The following is a 17,812-nucleotide window of genomic DNA, read 5'->3' as shown; positions in this document are numbered from 1 at the left end:
ACACGCCATGACCACGTCCCCGGCCCCCGGACCGATCGCCCTCCCCGTCACCGCCGTCACCTGCCTGGAGGACCGCGCCCACGTCGAGCGCGCCGCCGCGCTCGACCTGCGGGCCGGGATCCAGCGGCTGCGCCTCGGACCGGTCAGCGCGCTGGCCGTCGACCGGACCCTGCACGCCGAGCTGACCGCCGACCAGCCCGCGTCCGTACTCGACGTGCGGATCGTCCGCGACTGGACGCCGCGCGGACCGGTGCCGTCCGCCGGCGACGACTCCGCCCTGCGCCACCGCGAACACGCCCTCGGCGAGGAGCGACGCGAGCTGGAGCGCCGGCGCGACCGTCTGCACGCCCGCCTCGACGCGCTCGGCCGGCTCGCCGCCGACCTGCTGCGGGACATCGGCGCCGGCGCCGGCGCCGGCGAGACCGACACGGCGCGCTGGACCCGCGAACTGGACCGGACGGACGGCGAACGGGCCTCGTACGCCGAGCGACTGCGCACCACCGACGCCCGGTTGACCGCACTCGACGCCGAACTCCACGCGGTCCGTCAGGCGATGGGCCGCACCGAGGAGGAGCCGGCCGAGCTGATCGGCCACATCGAACTGACCGTGGAGGCCACGGCCGCGGGACCGGCCGCGCTGCGCCTCACCCATCTCACCCCGTGTGCGTTGTGGCGGCCCGCCTACCGGGCCGTGCTCGACGGGGACGCCCTGACGCTGGAGACCGACGCGATGGTCTGGCAGCGCACCGGCGAGGACTGGTCCGATGTACGGCTGACGCTGTCGACGGCCCGCTCGGCCCTCGCCACCGACCCACCGTCGCTGGGCGAGGACCGGCTGACGCTCACGGACCGCTCCGCCGCGGATCGCCGCACGGTCGACGTCGAGCTCCGCGACGAGGAGGTCGGCGATCCGGGTCCGACCCCGGTGCTCGGCCTGCCGGGCGTCGACGACGGCGGCCGGACGCGGGTGCTCCACTCCCCGGAGCCGGTCTCCGTACGCGCGGACGGCCGTGCCCACCGGGTGCCGATCTCCTCCTTCACCGCGGCCGCGACCAGCGAGTACGCCTGCTCACCCGAACTGTCCCCGCTGGTCACCCGCGTGGTGCGGTGCGACAACCGGTCCGGGCACGCGCTCCTGGCCGGGCCCGTCGACCTGGTCCGCGGCAGCGGGTCCGGCGGCCGCGGCTCGCTGGACTTCACCGCGCCGGGCGCCCCCGTCGAACTGGCCTTCGGCAGCTGCGACGACCACCGCGTGGTCCGGCACACCGAGGAGTCCCGCGACACCGCCGGCCTGACCCAACGGATCGTGGTCACCCGCTCGGTGCGGCTGGACCTGTCCCGGTTCTCCGCCCCCGGCGAGCACGGCGACCGGGTCGTCGTCGTACGGGAGCGCATCCCCGTCTCCGAGGTGGCGGCAGTGGAGGTGCGGCTGCGGGGCGACGCCTGTTCCCCGCGCCCCGACGAGGTCGACGCCGACGGCATCGCACGATGGGACGTCACCCTCCCGCCGGGCGGACGCCGTACGGTCACCCTGGTGTACGAGCTGTCGGCGAGCGCCAAGGTCACCGGGCTCTGACCCGGACACCGGGCCGCTCGCGGCGCCGCTGCCCCGGTCCCGCCCGAGGGCTCGGGCGTCCGGCGGCCGGCGGCGGAGCGCTACCGCCGGCCGGCCGCGTGCGCGGCCCGTACGCCCCTCCCGGCGCGCCGCAGGACCCGGAGCGGCCGGCCCGGGCGCTGTACGTCGCGGGCCGCACCCGACCGGCCGTCAGAGGTGACCGCCGACCAGGGGCACGGTGGTGAGGCGGCGGCCGGTCGTGTAGTCACCGCGGGGCCGGGTGACCGGGCGGGCCGGGTGGTCGAAGGTGTGGCGCCGCCGACGGCGCCGGGCCGGGCGGGCCTTCGGCTGCCGCCGCGGCTCGGCCGCCGCCTGCGGCGGGGACGGCACGCCAGCGGCGGCACCGTCGTCCCACAACGCGTCCTGGCGCCACACCATGCGGATCGCGGTCTGCCCGTCGAGCCGCGCAGGGGGCGCTTCGGACAGTTTCCGCTCCGCGGCCCGAAGCCGCGCCACGGCTGATGACGTCACACGCACCCCTCCCACGGCGGTCCGACTCGAAGATCCGCCTTCCCCCCGTGCCGCCGCTGACGCCGGTCCGTACGCACCTCGCCGGGACGGCTCCGGCATGACGGTACCCCGGCTCCTCCGGTGCGGCGGACGGGCGGGGGCGGACCGCCCGCCGTCGTTCACCGGCACGCGACCGGCCGCGCGGTGGATCAGGGTGCGCGGGAGCCCTCGTACCCCAGTGCGGACCGGTGTGGACCGGGGTGTGGCGCCGACGTTGCCGAGGGGCGGGAGGAGGGGTGGCCCGGCCGACGGTTCCGGCGCCGACGACGGGCGGCATCGTCACAGCCTGTTGCATGAGCGCTGTTATATTAGCGCTGTGACGAATTCCGACCCCACGCTCCTCCCCGACCCCTGGCAGGCGCTGCACGAACTGCTGGCCGCCATGGACGCCGAGATCGAGCAGGTCTACCGAGAGCGCGGCATCGAGGGGGTACGGCCGCGGTTCGCCTATCCGCTGATCCGGCTCGCCCACACCGGACCGATGACCATCCGCCGGCTCGCGGAGTCCCTGGGGCGCTCCCACTCCGCGACCAGCCAGACGGTCGCCGCCCTGCGCAAGGAGGGCCTGGTCACCTCCGAACCCGGGCCCGACGCCCGCACCCGGCGCATCGACCTGACCGAGCGGGGCCGGTCGCTGGTGCCGTTCCTGGAGGCCGAGTGGCGCGCCACCCACGCCACGGTCACCGAGCTGGACGGGGAGATCCCTTACGCGCTGACCACCGCCGTCGGGGACCTGCGGCGGGCGCTGGAACGCCGGTCGATGCGGCAGCGGATCCTCGACCACCTCGTCGAGCCACCGCGATGAGGAAGCGCGTCCGGTTCCTCGACACCCGCCCGCTGCGGAGCAGCCGGGCCTTCCGCTCGCTGTGGATCGGCTCCGCAGCCTCCCAACTCGGCGGGCAGATCGCCCTGGTGGCGGTGCTGGCCCAGGTCTGGGACCTGACCGGCAGCCCGGTCGGCACGGGTGCCATCGGTCTCGCGACCGGTCTGCCGATGGTGGTGTTCGGGCTGCTCGGCGGCGCGTTGGCCGACGCCGTGGACCGCCGGGCGATCGTGCGGGCCACCACCGCCGGCCAAGTGCTGGCGGCCGCGGGGCTGTGCGCGCAGGCGCTGGCGGGCAACCGCGACGTACCGGTGCTGCTCGCCCTGGTCGCCCTGGGGGCCGCCTGCGGCGCACTCGGCGCCCCCGCCCGGCGCACCTTCCCGGTCCGGCTGCTGCCCGCCGACCAGGTCGCGGCCGGTCTCGCGCTGACCAACGTCTCCTTCCAGGTGGCGATGCTGGGCGGGCCCGCGCTGGCCGGACTGCTGATCGCCCGCTGGGACCTCCCCGCCGCCTACGCCGCGCAGGCCGTCACCAGCGTGGTCGCGCTGCTCTCGCTGATCCACCTCCCGGCCATGAGGCCCGAGGGCGCCGACACGGCGGGCGGCAGGCCCCGGCCGGAGCGCGGCGGCCTGCGGATCGCCCTGCGTCGGCCGACGCTGTGGGGCTCGTTGGCCACCGACCTGTCGGCGACGCTGCTCGCCATGCCGGTCGCGCTCTTCCCGCTGGTCAACGAGATGCGGTTCGACGGCGACCCGCGGACCCTCGGTCTGTTCCTCTCGGCCGTCGCGGTCGGGGGCATCACGGCCGGCCTCCTCTCCGGCACGGTGACGCGCCGGCGGCGCGTCGGCCTGGTGCAGCTGGCCGCGGCCGGCACCTGGGGGCTGGCGCTGGCCGGCTTCGGTCTGGCCGAGCCGTTGTGGGCGGCCCTCGGCTGCCTGGCCGTGGCCGGCGCCGCCGACACGGTGTCGGTGGTCACCCGAGGCGCCCTGGTGCAGTGGGAGACCCCGGACGCGTACCGGGGCCGGATCTCCTCCGTGGAACACGTGATCGGCGTCGCGGGCCCCGAACTCGGCAACTTCCGCGGCGGCCTGCTGGCGTCCGTCACCTCCGCCCCCTTCGCCCTGGTCACCGGCGGGCTGTCCGCCGCGCTGGCGGTCGCCGCCGTGGCCGCGGCCAACGCCCCTCTCCGCGCCTACCGCACCCCGTCCACCACCCACGGGCCGACTGTGCCCGAGGTCGCCGACGCGGCGGCGGCTCCCGAGGCTGCCGACGCGGCGACGGCCGCCCGCTAGCGACGGCCGCCCGTCAGGCGGCCGTGGGCGATCCCGCCGGCCTGCCCCGTACGCGTTCCCCTCGTGCACGGCCCGACCACGAACGCCGTGGACCGCGCCCGGCCGGGCGGGACGCCGGCCGACGCGGGCCCCGCGCGCGGTGCGCCGGCCGACGCGCCCTCGCCGGGGCGGGTTCAGCGCGGGATCCGGTCCCCGATCAGTGCGAGGTTCTGGATGGCCGCGAGACCGAACAGGGCCGTGGTGTTGGTGCTGATCGCCAGGTGCTCGTAGCCCGGTTCGAGGACGGCCGGGCCCTCCAGGGGTGTCTTCTCCCACGTCATGGCGGTGGTGTAGCCGTCGCTGTCCAGGAACTTCCGCCAGGCGCGCGCCGCCAGCCCGTCGTCGCGCAACTGGGCCGCCGCGTAGGCGTCCTGGCGCGAATGGCCCTGGAAGAGCAGCAGGTTCCCGAAGTGCGCACCGTACCGGGCCGCCTGTTCCGCCCTGGTCGCGTTGAAGTAGCGGCAGTAGTCCAGCCAGGCGTCCTTGAAGGCGGGCATGTCGATCAGGTCGATGAGTTCGGCGCACATCTCGACGAGCCCGAACATGGCCGACAGGTGGGAGACATTGACGACGGGTTGGGCCGGGACCGCGAAACGGCCGGTGTCGAGGTCGTACAGGCCCGTGCCCTGGACGAAGCCGTTGGGCTGGGCGCCGATGGTCTCCATGGTGGAACGCAGCCGAGCCTCCGCCTTGGCGGCCTTGGGCCCCCGCCGCTCCCACTCGGTGAGCCAGGCCGCCGCCAGACCGCTCCAGTCGGTGCCGAAGCCGATGGACAGGGCGTTGCGGTCCGGGGTGTAGGGCTCGGTACGGATCTTGCGGATCGGGTCGAGGACGAGGAACGTCTCGTCCGAGTCGACCAGGTCGTGCATGAGGTCCCCGACCCGCTCGTCGGCGGTGAGGAAGTAGTACGGGCGGCGGTAGACGGCGGTCGAGATCCGCTGCTGCTTGGCGCTGCACGCGAAGTGCTGCACGCCGTGCCGGGTGCCGAGCCCGGCCCACTTCCCGAGGTGGTACACGTCGACCTCGCCGGTGTGGCGGGTCATGGCCTCCGCGAACCGGAAGATCTCGCCGCGGCCCGATCGCAGGTAGGCGTACCAGAGCCAGAGGTCGGGCGAGAGCTCGGAGTTGTCCCAGGCGTAGCCCCCGACGTCGTACCGCCACTGGTGGCGGTCCTCGTCGTAGGTGTGCATGATGTCGCCGTAGTCCCAGAAGCCGTACCAGCGGCGCTGCTCGACCTGGTCCTTGTAGTACGTGAAGAGGAAGTCGAGCTGGTCCTCGATCCTCGCCTTCGCCGGTACCGAGCGGTCGACGGGCGCGAACAGCCCACCGAAGACGCCCGCGCGGGCGAGGTCGGCGGGGCCCGCCGCGAGCTGGGGCGGGGTGCGCACGGCGGCGGCCTGGGCGACGAGGACGTCGGCGCGCGGCGTCGCGGCGTTGGCCCAGAACATCAGCTCGCTGGTGCGGGCGATGCCGTACGGGGTGCCGAAACCGGGCTCGTGGTCCTCGTAGGTGATGTTGAGGCCTTCGAGCTGCTCCGGGTACGTGTCCTGCCCCATGCCGTCGTGGTAGAAGCGCAGGTCCATGGGCTGCGCCTCGGGGGACCAGAGCCAGAGGGTCACCTCCGCCGCCTCGCCGGCCGCCCCCCGTATGTCGAGCTGCGCGGGGTGCTTCTCCCAGAAGTCCCGCAACCCGAAGGACAGTCCGCCGCCGACCCCGCCGACGTACCCGAAGCCGCTCGCCCGGCCGCCGCCCCCGGCGGCGATCCAGCCGCGGCCGGGGCCGGTGCGCTTGCGGAGGGTGAAACCGTCGGGGGACAGCTGCGCGAGGGTGTAGTCGCCCCAGTGGGGGACGTACGCCAGCCGGCTGGTGACGCGCTGGTCCCAGGTGGCCGGGTCGGGCAGCCTCTCGCCCCTCACCTGCGCGGCGCGCACGGCGGCACCGGGGTCGCGGCGCAGACCGGTGATCCCCTGCACGGCCTCCGTGAGGAACCCCTCGCCCTCGCCCGCGATGCGGATGTGGCGGTCGTAGGCGGCGTCCCGCATGGGCACGGTGAAGCGGACGCCGAGGCCGCGGATGAAGTCCTCGTCCTGGTCGCCGTCGAAGGTGATGGTGTGGACCATGCGGAACGACTCGGCGCCCGCGTGGAAGTACAGCCGCACGCTGAACGGCAGCAGGCGGCGGCTCCCCTTGCGGTGCGTGCCGTCGATGCGTACCACCGCCCGCACGGGGCCGCGCTGTTCGACGGTCGCGCCGCTGATCTCGCCGTCGAACCGCTCCCACGTGACGCTGCCCTGGTCGCCGTCGTCCGGCTCGCCCTGGCGCAGCAGGACGAGGCGGCCGTCGGTGGCGATCCTCGTCCCGCCCCGGGTGACGGACTCGACGAGCCTGCGCCCGCCCTGGGGGACGACGGCCCTGATCGTGCCGGTGTCGACGGTGATCCTGCGGCCGGTCTCGGTGACGGTGACGCGGTGGGCGGAGGTGGCCGGGACCCCGGCGGCGAGGGTGAACCTCTCCGTCCCGGCCGCCTCGGGGCCGACCGCGTGGGCGGTCCACTTGAGGGAACCGTCGGGCCAGTAGGCGGTGGCCCAGGTCTGCACGGGGACGCCGCGGGCGCCGTCCGCGGTCGTCAGGGCGAACGTCTGACCCGCCGGGTGGGCGCCCTTGGGCCACGGGACGCCGAACGTGGAGCCGGGCGCGGCTCCGAGCCCGCCCTCCTCCAACCAGCCGACGCCCACCGGAGCGTCGCCGGCGGGGGTGGCGGCCGGCGAGGCCGCCCGGGCGGTGTCCCGACCGAGCGCCCAGCTGAACTGCGCGGCGGCGCCGGCGGCCGCGGCGGCCTTCAGGAGACCTCTGCGCGCGAGGGGAGTCATGGGTGTCCTTTCGTCGACATGACGCTCCGGAGGTACGGGTGTGCCACGGAACCGGGTGCCGTGGCGTGGGGGTGCGGTCGGGGTCGGGGCGCGGACGGGGGTGCGCCTGGTGGGCCGGGCCCCGCCGGGAACGGGCTCCGCCGGAGGAACGGGCCCTGACGAGAACGGCCCTCGCTGGGGAAGGCGCGCGGCGTGAACGGACTCCGCCGGTGTCAGGCCCCGCCGGGAGAGGGCCCCGGCGGTGGGAACGACCCCGCCCGTGCCCGGTCCCCTCCCGTGGCCGCTCCCCGGACGTCCGCCCGCCGCTCCAGCGCGAGGGCCGCTGCCGTGACGACGCCGAGCGCGGGCGCCGCCAGCGGCAGGGCGAACCATGCCGACGCCGCGACCACGGCGAACCCGCACACGAGCAGGGAGGAGCCCACCGGGTCGCGTACCGTCCGCCGGGCGGCGACGGCGGACAGCGCCCGCCAGGAGGCACCCGGACGCCACGCCACGGCCGCCCGCAGCCCCGCGACCGCGAGGGCGAGCAGCGCCAGCACCCCGACGGTGCCGGCGAAGACGCCGCCCGGCAGCCCGCCCGCCCGTACGACGGCCAGGTCCGCCGCCACCAGGGCGAGCGCCCCCCACCCGGCCAACCCGGCGAGCCACCCGCGCCGCGCCGCGGCCCGCAGGTCGGCGGCGTACTCCCGCAGCCCGCCGCGCTCGTGGGCGAGGTGGCGGCGCAGGTGAGCGGCTCCGGCGGCGACGGCCGCGGGCAGGGTGACGAGCGGCAGCGACGCGAGGGCGATCCACACGCCGGTGAGCAGGCACTCGGCGAAGACCCCGAAGCGCACCAGGCGCAGTGTCCGCACCGCTTCAGCCCTTCAGACCCGAGGTGGCCATGCCGTCGATCAGATAGCGCTGGAAGGCCAGGAAGAACAGCAGCACGGGCAGCAGGGCGACCAGCGACATGGCGATCATGCTGCCGTAGTTGGCGACGCCGTCCTGGTCCACGAACATCTTCAGACCGAGCGAGACCGTGTACTTCTCGGGTTCGTTGAGGTAGATCAGCGGGCCCATGAAGTCGTTCCACGCGTTGATGAAGGTGAAGATCGCGCTGGTGATCAGCGCGGGCCGGCACAGCGGCAGCACGATCGACCAGTAGATGCGCGCGTGCCCGCAGCCGTCCAGCCGGGCCGCCTCGTCCAGTTCCTTCGGCAGCCCCCGCATGAACTGCATCATCAGGAACACGAAGAAGGCGTCCGTCGCGAGGTACTTGCCGAGCAGCAGCGGCGTGTAGGTGTTGATCAGGCCCAGTTCCTGGAACAGCACGTACTGCGGGATGAGCAGCACGTGGTACGGCAGCAGCAGCGTGCCGATCATCAGCGCGAAGAGGACGCTCCGCCCGGCGAACCCGATCCGGGCGAAGGCGTAGGCGGCGAGCGAGCAGGAGACCAGCACCCCCACGACCGAACCGAGCGCCAGGACCAGGGAGTTGCCGAAGAAGGTGGAGACGGGGATGTCGGCGATGCCGTCGGCGAGACGCCGGTAGTTGTCGGTGAGGGGGTCGGCGGGGAACAGCTCCAGGCTGCCGACGATCTCGTCATTGGGCTTGAACGAGCCGCCGATCACCCACACCACGGGGTAGAGCACCACCGCGAGGACGGCGAGGGCCCCGAGGTGCCAGGCGAACGATCCGGCGCCCCGCCGGCGCGGGGACGTGACGACGCTCATCGGGCGGCCTCCTCGTAGTGCACCCAGCGCCGCTGGGACCAGAACAGCACCGCCGTCACCAGGCCGACCGCGAGGAGCAGCATCCAGGCCATGGCGGAGGCGAAGCCCATGCGGCTGTTCTCGAAGCCCTGGACGTACAGGTAGCAGGTGTAGACGAGCGTGGCGTCGGCGGGGCCGCAGGTGCCGCCCTGGCCTCCCAGGATGTACGCCGAGCCGAAGATCTGGAACGAGTGGATGGTCTCCAGCAGGACGTTGAAGAAGAGCACCGGCGAGATCATCGGCAGCGTGATGCTCCAAAACCGGCGCCAGGCACCCGCCCCGTCGACCTCGGCCGCCTCGTACAACTCGCGAGGCACCTGCTTCAGACCGGCCAGGAAGATGACCATGGGCGCGCCGAACTGCCAGACCGTCAGCGCCACCAGGCTGTAGAGGATCCAGTCCGGGTCACCCGTCCAGCCGCCGACGTCCACGCCGAACAGGGCCCGCTGGGCGCGGTCGACGATGGCGTCGTCCGAGAAGATCGCCTTCCAGACGATCGCGACGGAGACGCTGGCCCCGATCAGGGAGGGCGCGTAGAACGCCGCCCGGTAGAAGGACTGACCGCGGCGCTTCTGGTTGAGCAGCAGCGCCACGCCCAGTGCGGCGGCGAGCTTGAGCGGGGTGCCGATGACCACGTACCAGAGCGTCACCTCCACCGACGTGCGCCAGCGGGGGTCGGCGAACATGTCGGTGAAGTTCTTCAGGCCGATCCAGCGGGGGGCGTCGAAGAGGTCGTAGTCCGTGAAGGCGAAGTAGAGCGAGGCGACCATCGGGCCTGCCGTCAGGAGCAGGAACCCGGCGAGCCAGGGTGACATGAAGAGGTAGCCGGCGAGGTTGTCGCCCCGGCGCCGGCTCCGGTGGGCGCGGGCGCCGCCGGTCGGGACGGGGGGTGCCGCGGGCCCCGCGGCGCCCTTCGCCGGGGGTCCCGACGAGGCCGGGCGGTGCTGTGTCACGGTGTTCCCCATCAGGACCCCAGGGCCGTCTTCGCCTCGGTGAAGAACTGCGCGACCGCTTCGGCGACGGACCGCTTGCCCAGGGCCATGTCCTCGGCGATGCGCAGGAACGCCGCCTCCGCCACGTCGGCACCGGCCGGGTGCGGCGTGATGGGCTCCAGCACGCCGCTGTCGACGAGCTGCTGCTCGTAGGCGGCGATCTGCCGGTTGACCTCGTCGGTCGGGGTGAACGCCTCGTACTGCGTGGTGGTGGCCGGTACGCCCCGGTCGTAGCCCATGATCTTCCCGACCTCGGGGTCGTGGACCATGAAGTCGATGAACCGGGCGACCTCCTCGGGGTGCTTGGTGCGCCGGGACGCGCTCAGCATCAGCGAACCGAGGTACTGACCGGTCCTCCTGCCGTCGGTGGTGGGGATCGGCGCGAGGCCGTACTGGCTCTTGCCCTCGGAGGTGTAGCGGATGGTGAAGTTGTCCCAGGTGAACTCGGCCGCGGCCAGCTCCCCGGCGACGGCCGACTTGGGCTTGATCTGGGCGACCTTCTTGGGGTCGGCGTGGACGCCGGACCGCACGCCCGCCCGCGCCGCGGTCCACCACTCGGTGAGGTCCGCCTCGGTGAAGCCGAGTCCGTCCTTCGTGAAGAACGCCTTGCCGTGCTGGCGCAGGTGGAGGTCGTACAGGTACATGACGCCGTACAGGCCGCTGTCCCCGGCGCGGCCCTGGGTGTCGCGGATCTTCGCCATGGCCGCCTGGAACTCGCCCCAGGTCCAGCCGGGTTCCGGTGTGATGCCGGCCTTGGCGAACACGGCCCGGTCGATGACGAGGGCCATGGAGTTGGAGCCGACGGGGACGCCCAGCAGCTTGCCGTCGACCTCGCCGAACTTCTCCAGCCCGGCGCGGAAGCCCCGCATGCGCAGGTTCCCGGCCTCGGCCTGCGGACGGAGGTCGAGCAGCACGTTCTTCTCGTCGTACTTGCGCAGGAAGCCGATCGCGTTCTGGAAGACGTCCGGCGGGTTGCCGCCGGAGGCCTGGGTGTTGAACTTCTTCCAGAAGTCGAGGTAGGGCTGGAAGTCGGTCTTCACCCTGATCTTCGGGTGCTTCTTCTCGAAGAGTCGGATCGTCTCGTTGATGCGCTCGGCACGGTCGTCGGACCCCCACCACGCGTACCTGATCGTGACGGTGCCGTCGCCGCCCGCGCCGCTTCCGGCGCCGCAGCCCGCCGCCGTCAGGCCCATAGCGGCCACGGAGCCGCCCGCCACCTTGAGCAGGCCGCGCCGGTCAACAGTCCCGTCGGTACGCACAGTTGTCCTCCAGCGGGCTTTGAATCGTTTTAGGAAAGCGCTTGCCGGGCCAACGTAGGGACCACCGCCGAGTACGTCAACGGTTCGGACGAGATCCGCCGAAGACGGGGCGGGTGCAGCGCACGCCCGGTTATCCGCCTGCCGCGCCCGCCCTGCTGCCTGATGCCCGGCGGCCGCCGCACCGGTCACCGGGGTATGAATCGATTCATAACGCACTCGACGGGGAGGAGGGCGCCCGACGTTCGGCGGCCCGGGAAGCGAGGCGGTCGCGGAACGAACCGAACGGGCGCGGGGTGACCGCGCCGACCGTGGAGGCGGGGTCGAGCGGGGAGCGGGCGGCCATGGGGGTCCTCTCCCCTCGACGTCACCGGAGCCGGGAGGCCCTCGGGGAAGCGGCCGACCTGGGACGATCGTGTTCGACATGCCGACCCTGGATCGTCTCTTCGAACGGGACCGTAGGTTCGGCGACCGCCGGCGTCAATGGCGCGGCGTGGACTCCGCCCACCGTGCCGACCGATGTCCGGAGGGCCGAACGACCCCCGGACGACGGCGTGCGGACGCCCGGGTGGCGAGCGCGGCCGACCGATACGGATGCAGCTGGGTGGGCCGGTCCGAGCGGATGGCGTCGCCGGCCTACCGGACCCTCGCCACCCAGCGGCGCAGGGGGTACACCTACGAGCGATCCGGGCCGTCGCCGGCCGGGCCTTCGCCGAGCGGGGAGTGGACCGCATCGAGAGCGTGGGCGAGGTGACGAACCGGGCGTCGCCGGGCTGTGCCGTCGAGGCGGGGTTCATTCGGAGGTGACAGGCGGCATCGGGAGGGTACCTGCGGCTGAGTACGACGAACGCACCATTGCGGGAGGTACCCATGGGCAAGCTCGGAGACATGGCGAACAAGGCCAAGGAGATGGCGAAGGGCCACCCGGACCAGGCGGACAAGGGTGTCGCCGGCGCCGAACGGGTCGTCGACGAGCGTACGGGCAACAAGTACGACGCCCAGACCGACAGGGGCGCCGACGCGGTACGCCGCTCCTACGGGAGCGACGGTACGACGGAGCGCTGACCCGCACGCGGACGCGGCAGGCTCCCCGGGCACGACGCCGGGGAGCCCGGCCGCGTCCGCGTGCGGCGCGGCCCTCAATCCCTCCGCCATGACAGCAGCCTGATGATCACGCGGGGGTGGTCCGAGACGCACGAGGGAGACGGCAACTCGGCCGCGCCCGCCGCGCCAACTGCCGCCCTGCCGACGGCTTCCTCCCCCTGGCCGGCCCGCGTCGAGGCGTGTACCGCCGCGCGGTCGTCGTGGCCGTTCGGAGCCCGGACGGCGACGCGTCCGTCCGGCGCCGCCGTCCGCCGGCGCCGTCGTCCGGACACCGCCGCTGCCGGCACCACGGAGCGGCACCCGCCCATGCGGCGAAGAGGGCGCCACCGTGGCAGCGCCCCCTCCGACTCGGGACGTCAGCCCCTCACCCGTTCCCCCCCGACTCCACGGCGACGGCGCCCTCGCGCAGCTCCAGACGGGAGCCCGTGAACCGCGCCCGCATCCGGCGGTCGTGGGTGACGACCACCAGCGCGCCCGCGTAACCGACCAGTGCTTCCTCCAGCTCCTCCACGAGCGCCGGCGAGAGGTGGTTGGTGGGCTCGTCCAGCAGGAGCAGGTCCACCGGCTCACTCACCAGCCGGGCCAGCTCGACACGGCGCCGCTGACCGTAGGACAGCTCCCCGACGCGCAGCCGCAGCGCCCCCGGCTCGAACAGGCCGAGCGACAACAGCCGGTCGGCGTGCTCGTCCCGGTCACCGGGGCGGCCGTGGGCGAACGCCTCCAGCAGGGTCAGTCCCGGCGGCCACGGCGCCTCCTCCTGCCGCAGGTGCCCCACGCGCCCGGGAACGCTCACCGTGCCCGTGTCCGGCGGCAGTTCCCCGGCCAGGACGCGCAGCAGCGTGCTCTTGCCCGCGCCGTTGGGGCCGGTGACCAGCAACCGCTCGGCCGGGGCGAGCACCAACTCCGGCACGTGCAGGCGGTTCCCCACGACCACACCGTGGAGCGCCGCGGCCGGCGTCGTGCCCGGCCCGCCCGCGGTGGCGACGCGGGCCGTGAAGGACAGCGGATCCGGCGGCGGCGCCACCGGGTTCGCGGTGAGCCGCTCGACCCGTTCCTTGGCATTGCGGACACGGCTCATCGCGCCGTGCGCACGCCCCCTCATCCGGAACGCGCCGTGCCCGAAGCAGGCCTTCGCCATCTTGCGCGGGATGTCGTCCAGCCGGGCCGCGCCCGCCTCGGCGAGCCGACGGCTGCGATCGAGTTCGGTACGCCACTCGTCGTGGCTCCGCTGTCGTTGCCGGCGTTCGGCGGCCTTGGCGGTGAGGTACCCGGTGTAGCCGTTGCCGTGGCGGGAGACGCGACCGCCGTCGACCTCCAGGACCGTGCTGGTGATCCGTTCCAGGAACACCCGGTCGTGGGTGACCGCGACGACGGTTCCGCCATGGGCCCTCAGGTGCTCCTCCAGCCAGCCCACGGCCTGGTCGTCGAGGTCGTTGGTCGGCTCGTCGAGCAGCAGCAGCTCCGGGCGGGACGCCAGGGTCGCGGCCAGCGCCAGCCGCGACCGCTCGCCGCCGGAGAGCGTCCCGAGCGGTCGTCGCCGCTCCAGCCCCGGCAGGCCGAGTCCGTGCAGCGCGGCATCGACGCGGGCGTCGGCGCCGTAGCCGTCGCGGGCCTCGTACCGCTCGATCAGCCGCGCGTACGCGGCGAGGGTTCCTTCCAGGGCGGCACCCTCGGGTGCCTCTGCCAGCGCGGCCTCGGCCCGCCGCAGCGCCGCCTCCAGCGCACGCAGCTCCGCGAGCGCCAGATCGACGGCGTCCCGGACGGTGGAGTGCGCGGGCAGGCTCAGCGTCTGGGGCAGGTACCCGGTCCCGCCGGGCGCGACCGCGGTCAACTCGCCTGCGTCGGGCCGCTCATGACCCGCGAGGAGACGCAGCAACGTGGACTTGCCGGCCCCGTTGTCACCGACGACGCCCGCCTTCTCACCGGGGGAGAGGCTGAACGACACCTGGTCGAGCACGGTGCGGTCGCCGTACCGCTTGGTGACGCCGTGCAGGGAGAGCTGTGAGGAACGTACGGAAGGTGAGGACGGTGCGGAACGTGGCGCACGCATGCGAAAGCCCCTGTTCTCGGCCATGCCGATGGAACGGATTCGTCAGGACGAAGGAGCGCGACGACGACGGAGCGGAGCTCTACGCGGTCGTGCGCGGGGCTGTCACAGAGTTCCCATGCGCGGCACCTTACGGGGGCGCCCCGCTCCCGGGCCACGCCTTTTCCGCCCTCGCCGGCGGTGGGCGCGCGGCGCGCTGAGACGAACCGGGCGTCAGGCACAGGCAGTTCGGGTGCCTCGGTTGCCTCGGGTCCCTGTCGGCCCGCGGCGACCGCGCCCCCGTGCTGCCCCGCACTGCGCCCTTGTTGCCTACTCCGGCAGGACGACCTCCGCCCAGGTCAGCTCGGCGGAGTCCTCCAGCGTGTGCGGCGCCCCTGCCAGCACGGCCCGGAGCGCCGCGGCGCGGCGCGTGTCGCCCGGCATCGTGACCACGCTGAGGGTCGGGCCCGCCGGCCCGTCCTGTACGCCGAGTACCAGCTCGTCCGGGGTGCTCCGGTCCGCGAGGGCGGCCGTGAGCACGGCGCGCAGCAGGGCCGTCCGGGCGGGCGTCTCGGCCGGTGGGGCGTTGTCGTCGGCCCGCGCGTGGATCGTCACCTCGCAACCCCCCTCCCGGGCACGACCGACCAGGTCGCGCAGGGGGCCGTCGAGGACGCCCGGCAGGTGCAGTTCGTCGCGGAGGGACTGGGCCAGGCGGTCGGCACGGGCTCGCACGGCGTCCGGCCCGGGGCCGTCGTCCGCGGCGACCGCACGGAGGAACGGCACGATCTGTGTGTCGATCTCCCGCAGCCGGCGGCGGTGCTGTTCCGCCCTCGCGCGCGCCGCGGACTCGGTCGCGACGACGACCATGCGGTGCTGGTGGGCGTCCAGTACCGCACCGCCCAGGGTGACCAGGGTGCGCCGGATGACCAGGCCCATCACCACCCCCGTCGCGGGAGCGAGCATCGCCGGGAGCGTCATGACGACCGAGCCCGCCGCCGACCCGGCGACCGGCGGGTCCATGGCGATCAACACGGCGACGCCCGCCTCCTCGCACGCCAGGGCGAGGAACGTCTGGCGCACCGGGCGCACGATGACGAGCAGCGTCAGGAGCGGCGACACGGCGCCGATCGGCCACGACCGGTAGTCCGTGACGGCCTCCGGTGGGATCACCCACAGGCAACTCACCGCCCCCGCGACCGCGACCACCAGCAGCGGAACGGCCACCCGTCCGCTGATCCGGCGGTCGGCCCGCAAGAGCAGCAGACAGGTGGCGGCCGCCAGCGCCAGGTACCAGACGAGATGGCCGAACAGCGCCGGCGTCCCCGCCGTCTGGACCACCGCGACGACGGCCATGACCCCCAGGTGCGGCAGGCACACCGCCGCCAGTCCGCCGCGCACGTCACCCACGGCGGCGCGCAGCGTCTCCCGCTGCCCGCGCGGCCGCCGCGGCGCGCGGCCGCCGTGCGCGTCCGGTGCCGGGGCGCTCCACCGCAGGGTCACCGTCGTGCCGTGTCCGGGCCTGCTGCGCACGTCGGCCACCCCGCCGACGTCGGCCATGCGTCGGCCGACGGAGTCGCGCAGGCCCAGTGCGGTCCGGCGGACCTGGGACGGGACGAATCCGCGGCCGTCGTCCGCCACGGTCAGTTCCAGGCCCCGGCGGTCCCCGCGCAACCGGACCACGACGTGCGCGGCACCGGCGTACCGTACGTTCCGCAACGCCTCGACGGCCGCTCCCGCGCACGCGGCGGCCACCTCGTGGGGCACCGTCAGTTCCGTCGGGAAGTCCGTCGTCACCCGCGGCCGTGGGACGCCGCCCACAGAGGTCGCCGTCAGCCCGGTCAACAGCGGTACGAGGTCGGCGACCCCCGCGCCGTCGCCCGCCCCGTCCCCGCCGCCCGTCCCGTCCACACCACCCGTCCCGTCCACGCCACCCGCCCCGGCCGAGCCGGACGTCAGCGCGGCCACCGCGCGGCGGGCCTCCGCGCGCCGCTCCCCGGCGGTGACGCCGCTCATGCCCGCCGCGCGCAGCGCCGACCCCACGTCGTCGTGCAGCAGCCGCTGGAAGTCACGCCGGGCCCGCCGGGCGGCCCGTTCCCGCGCGGCGGCCTCGCTCGCGTCCTCGTCCTCGCGCATGGCGATGTCCGCGCGGTCACCGGCGGTGCGCAGGACGGGGGCCAGCACCGCTGCGGCCACCCCTCCGGCGAACGCCGGCCAGATCCCCTCCAAGGCGGTCCCCGCGCCCTGCTCCCACCCGGCGACCACCTGCGCCGCCAGCGCGGCCACCGCCGCCGCCCGCCCCCGGGCCCCGGGCAGGTACGCCACGGCGAGGAGGACCGCGGCGGTCGTCACCATGCAGCGCAGGCCCACCACCAGCTCGGCGGACCGGTGCAGCGCGCAGGCCGTGTGCACCACCCCGGCCACGGCCACGGCGGACCAGGCGTCGACCGGACCGATGCGGACGAAGGCCCCCCGGTAGGCCCACACCGTCGCGGACGCGGCGAACAGCGCCGCGGCGGCCACGAGCGACGGACGCCGGTCATCCGAGACGGCCAGCGACACGGCCGTGAGCCACCACGCGAGCGAGAACAGCAGGGACAGACCGGCGAAGGAGCGGCGAAACGCGGTCTCCACACCGGATCGATGGGTATCGCGCCGGGTCACCCGGCGGCATCCGCAGAGGACGCGCCGGGCCCGCCGGGCCCGCCGGCGTCCGTGTGGGTGACGGGGTCGCGGTCGGTGTCCGTGCCGGTCGGGTCGAGGTCGATGTGACCGTCCACCATCGAGCGGTACACCAGCTCGGCGGTGCTGGCCGGCCCGGTCCCCTCGTTCTGCGCGAACGCCTCGATGGACCGCCTCCGGTAGGTCTTGACCGTCTCCTCGCTCAGGTACAGACGGCGGGCGATGGCCGGCGGCTTGAAGCCCCGCGCCAGCAGCTCCAACACCTCCAGCTGACGCTCGCTCAGCCGCAGCTTCCCGCGCCGGTCGTGCACGATCTGGTGGGCCAACCGGCTCGACACGTACGCCTTGCCCGCGTGCGCCGCCCGGATCGCCTCCACGAGTTGGGCGTCCGGATCCTCCTTCAGCACCAGTCCGAGCGCTCCCGCCTCGATGCCCCGACGCACCACCACCGGGCGGTGCTCGCGGCTGAACAGCATGACCCGCGGACCCCACGCGCGCAGGCGGTGGACGTTGGCGGCGACGTCGCTGCCGTCGTTCAGCTCGATGTCGAGCAGGACGACCGACGGGAGCGCCGTCACCCGGGACGGCAGCTCATCGACGTTCCCGGCGCTGCCCACCCAGTCGACCTCGGGCGCCGAGCCGGCGAGACACGCCCGGATGCCGTGCAGGATCATCGGATGGTCGTCGACCGCCGCCAACCGCGGTCCGGTCGCGGTGTCGTCGCCGGTGTGCGGTCCCCGTGCGTCGTTCATACCGCCCCCCTCGCGGCCCGCCGGCCACCCGGCCGGACTCACGGCCGACGGGGACAGGTCTACCACCCGTGGACGCCCGACGTCTGTCCCCGTCCCCGGGGA

13 protein-coding genes are annotated in these 17,812 nt (G+C 74.3%); 4 read left to right on the top strand and 9 right to left on the bottom strand.

Annotated elements, in window-relative coordinates; genetic code table 11:
* The first annotated feature begins 7 nt into the window (after positions 1–7).
* Positions 8–1,576 (top strand): mucoidy inhibitor MuiA family protein, encoded by a 1,569-nt coding sequence (locus NRO40_RS00530; protein ID WP_058940034.1) that lies wholly within the window; start codon positions 8–10, stop codon positions 1,574–1,576.
* 189 nt (positions 1,577–1,765) lie between these two features.
* Here the strand turns inward: NRO40_RS00530 and NRO40_RS00525 are convergent, their stop codons facing one another.
* Positions 1,766–2,086, bottom strand: coding sequence for a hypothetical protein (locus NRO40_RS00525; RefSeq protein ID WP_157901769.1), 321 nt, complete (start codon positions 2,084–2,086; stop codon positions 1,766–1,768).
* 355 nt (positions 2,087–2,441) lie between these two features.
* Between NRO40_RS00525 and NRO40_RS00520 the strand changes: the two genes are divergently transcribed.
* Both NRO40_RS00520 and NRO40_RS00515 read left to right on the top strand, forming a co-directional pair.
* Complete coding sequence (locus NRO40_RS00520) at positions 2,442–2,930, top strand: MarR family winged helix-turn-helix transcriptional regulator (protein WP_058940036.1); 489 nt, start codon at positions 2,442–2,444, stop codon at positions 2,928–2,930.
* On the top strand, positions 2,927–4,240 hold the full coding sequence (locus NRO40_RS00515) for an MFS transporter (RefSeq protein WP_058940037.1): 1,314 nt from the start codon (positions 2,927–2,929) through the stop codon (positions 4,238–4,240). The genes NRO40_RS00520 and NRO40_RS00515 overlap by 4 nt, the downstream gene beginning before the upstream one ends.
* A gap of 173 nt (positions 4,241–4,413) precedes the next feature.
* On the opposite strand, the gene NRO40_RS00510 is transcribed toward NRO40_RS00515, so the two are convergent.
* The 5 genes from NRO40_RS00510 to NRO40_RS00490 form a co-directional block, all read right to left on the bottom strand.
* The gene (locus NRO40_RS00510) at positions 4,414–7,149 is read right to left on the bottom strand and encodes an exo-rhamnogalacturonan lyase family protein (RefSeq protein ID WP_058940038.1); all 2,736 of its coding nucleotides are present in this window, start codon (positions 7,147–7,149) and stop codon (positions 4,414–4,416) included.
* 212 nt (positions 7,150–7,361) lie between these two features.
* On the bottom strand, positions 7,362–7,985 hold the full coding sequence (locus tag NRO40_RS00505; RefSeq protein ID WP_257375557.1) for a hypothetical protein: 624 nt from the start codon (positions 7,983–7,985) through the stop codon (positions 7,362–7,364).
* Positions 7,986–8,004: 19 nt separating this feature from the next.
* Positions 8,005–8,862, bottom strand: coding sequence for a carbohydrate ABC transporter permease (locus NRO40_RS00500; RefSeq protein ID WP_058940039.1), 858 nt, complete (start codon positions 8,860–8,862; stop codon positions 8,005–8,007).
* Complete coding sequence (locus NRO40_RS00495) at positions 8,859–9,866, bottom strand: carbohydrate ABC transporter permease (protein WP_058940040.1); 1,008 nt, start codon at positions 9,864–9,866, stop codon at positions 8,859–8,861. Before NRO40_RS00495 ends, NRO40_RS00500 begins: the two co-directional genes overlap by 4 nt.
* Positions 9,866–11,086, bottom strand: a complete 1,221-nt coding sequence (locus tag NRO40_RS00490; RefSeq protein ID WP_107114963.1) for an ABC transporter substrate-binding protein — start codon at positions 11,084–11,086, stop codon at positions 9,866–9,868. The genes NRO40_RS00495 and NRO40_RS00490 overlap by 1 nt, the downstream gene beginning before the upstream one ends.
* A gap of 933 nt (positions 11,087–12,019) precedes the next feature.
* Here NRO40_RS00490 and NRO40_RS00485 point away from each other — a divergent pair.
* Positions 12,020–12,214, top strand: coding sequence for an antitoxin (locus NRO40_RS00485; RefSeq protein WP_058940043.1), 195 nt, complete (start codon positions 12,020–12,022; stop codon positions 12,212–12,214).
* Positions 12,215–12,617: 403 nt separating this feature from the next.
* On the opposite strand, the gene NRO40_RS00480 is transcribed toward NRO40_RS00485, so the two are convergent.
* The 3 genes from NRO40_RS00480 to NRO40_RS00470 all read right to left on the bottom strand — a co-directional run bounded on the left by NRO40_RS00480 (position 12,618) and on the right by NRO40_RS00470 (position 17,710).
* Positions 12,618–14,303, bottom strand: coding sequence for a TlrC/CarA/OleB/SrmB family ABC-F type ribosomal protection protein (locus NRO40_RS00480; RefSeq protein ID WP_058940127.1), 1,686 nt, complete (start codon positions 14,301–14,303; stop codon positions 12,618–12,620).
* Positions 14,304–14,609: 306 nt separating this feature from the next.
* A complete protein-coding gene (locus NRO40_RS00475) occupies positions 14,610–16,910 on the bottom strand; it encodes a sensor histidine kinase (protein ID WP_058940044.1) in 2,301 nt (766 codons plus the stop codon).
* A 26-nt stretch (positions 16,911–16,936) separates the two neighbouring features.
* Positions 16,937–17,710: a LuxR C-terminal-related transcriptional regulator gene (locus NRO40_RS00470; RefSeq protein ID WP_058940045.1), complete on the bottom strand. Its 774-nt coding sequence runs from the start codon at positions 17,708–17,710 to the stop codon at positions 16,937–16,939.
* Between the last annotated feature and the right edge of the window lie 102 nt (positions 17,711–17,812).

This window comes from Streptomyces changanensis (assembly GCF_024600715.1).
Taxonomy (GTDB): Bacteria; Actinomycetota; Actinomycetes; order Streptomycetales; family Streptomycetaceae; genus Streptomyces; species Streptomyces changanensis.
This window is presented reverse-complemented; position numbering and strand designations above follow the sequence as displayed.

Excerpts from the sequence above, each read along its gene's own strand:
- NRO40_RS00500 (WP_058940039.1), bottom strand. The coding sequence starts at position 8,862 with ATGAGCGTCGTCACGTCCCCGCGCCGGCGGGGCGCCGGATCGTTCGCC.
- NRO40_RS00485 (WP_058940043.1), top strand. The coding sequence starts at position 12,020 with ATGGGCAAGCTCGGAGACATGGCGAACAAGGCCAAGGAGATGGCGAAG.
- NRO40_RS00530 (WP_058940034.1), top strand. The coding sequence starts at position 8 with ATGACCACGTCCCCGGCCCCCGGACCGATCGCCCTCCCCGTCACCGCC.
- NRO40_RS00480 (WP_058940127.1), bottom strand. The coding sequence starts at position 14,303 with ATGCGTGCGCCACGTTCCGCACCGTCCTCACCTTCCGTACGTTCCTCA.
- NRO40_RS00515 (WP_058940037.1), top strand. The coding sequence starts at position 2,927 with ATGAGGAAGCGCGTCCGGTTCCTCGACACCCGCCCGCTGCGGAGCAGC.
- NRO40_RS00490 (WP_107114963.1), bottom strand. The coding sequence starts at position 11,086 with ATGGGCCTGACGGCGGCGGGCTGCGGCGCCGGAAGCGGCGCGGGCGGC.
- NRO40_RS00470 (WP_058940045.1), bottom strand. The coding sequence starts at position 17,710 with ATGAACGACGCACGGGGACCGCACACCGGCGACGACACCGCGACCGGA.
- NRO40_RS00510 (WP_058940038.1), bottom strand. The coding sequence starts at position 7,149 with ATGACTCCCCTCGCGCGCAGAGGTCTCCTGAAGGCCGCCGCGGCCGCC.
- NRO40_RS00495 (WP_058940040.1), bottom strand. The coding sequence starts at position 9,866 with ATGGGGAACACCGTGACACAGCACCGCCCGGCCTCGTCGGGACCCCCG.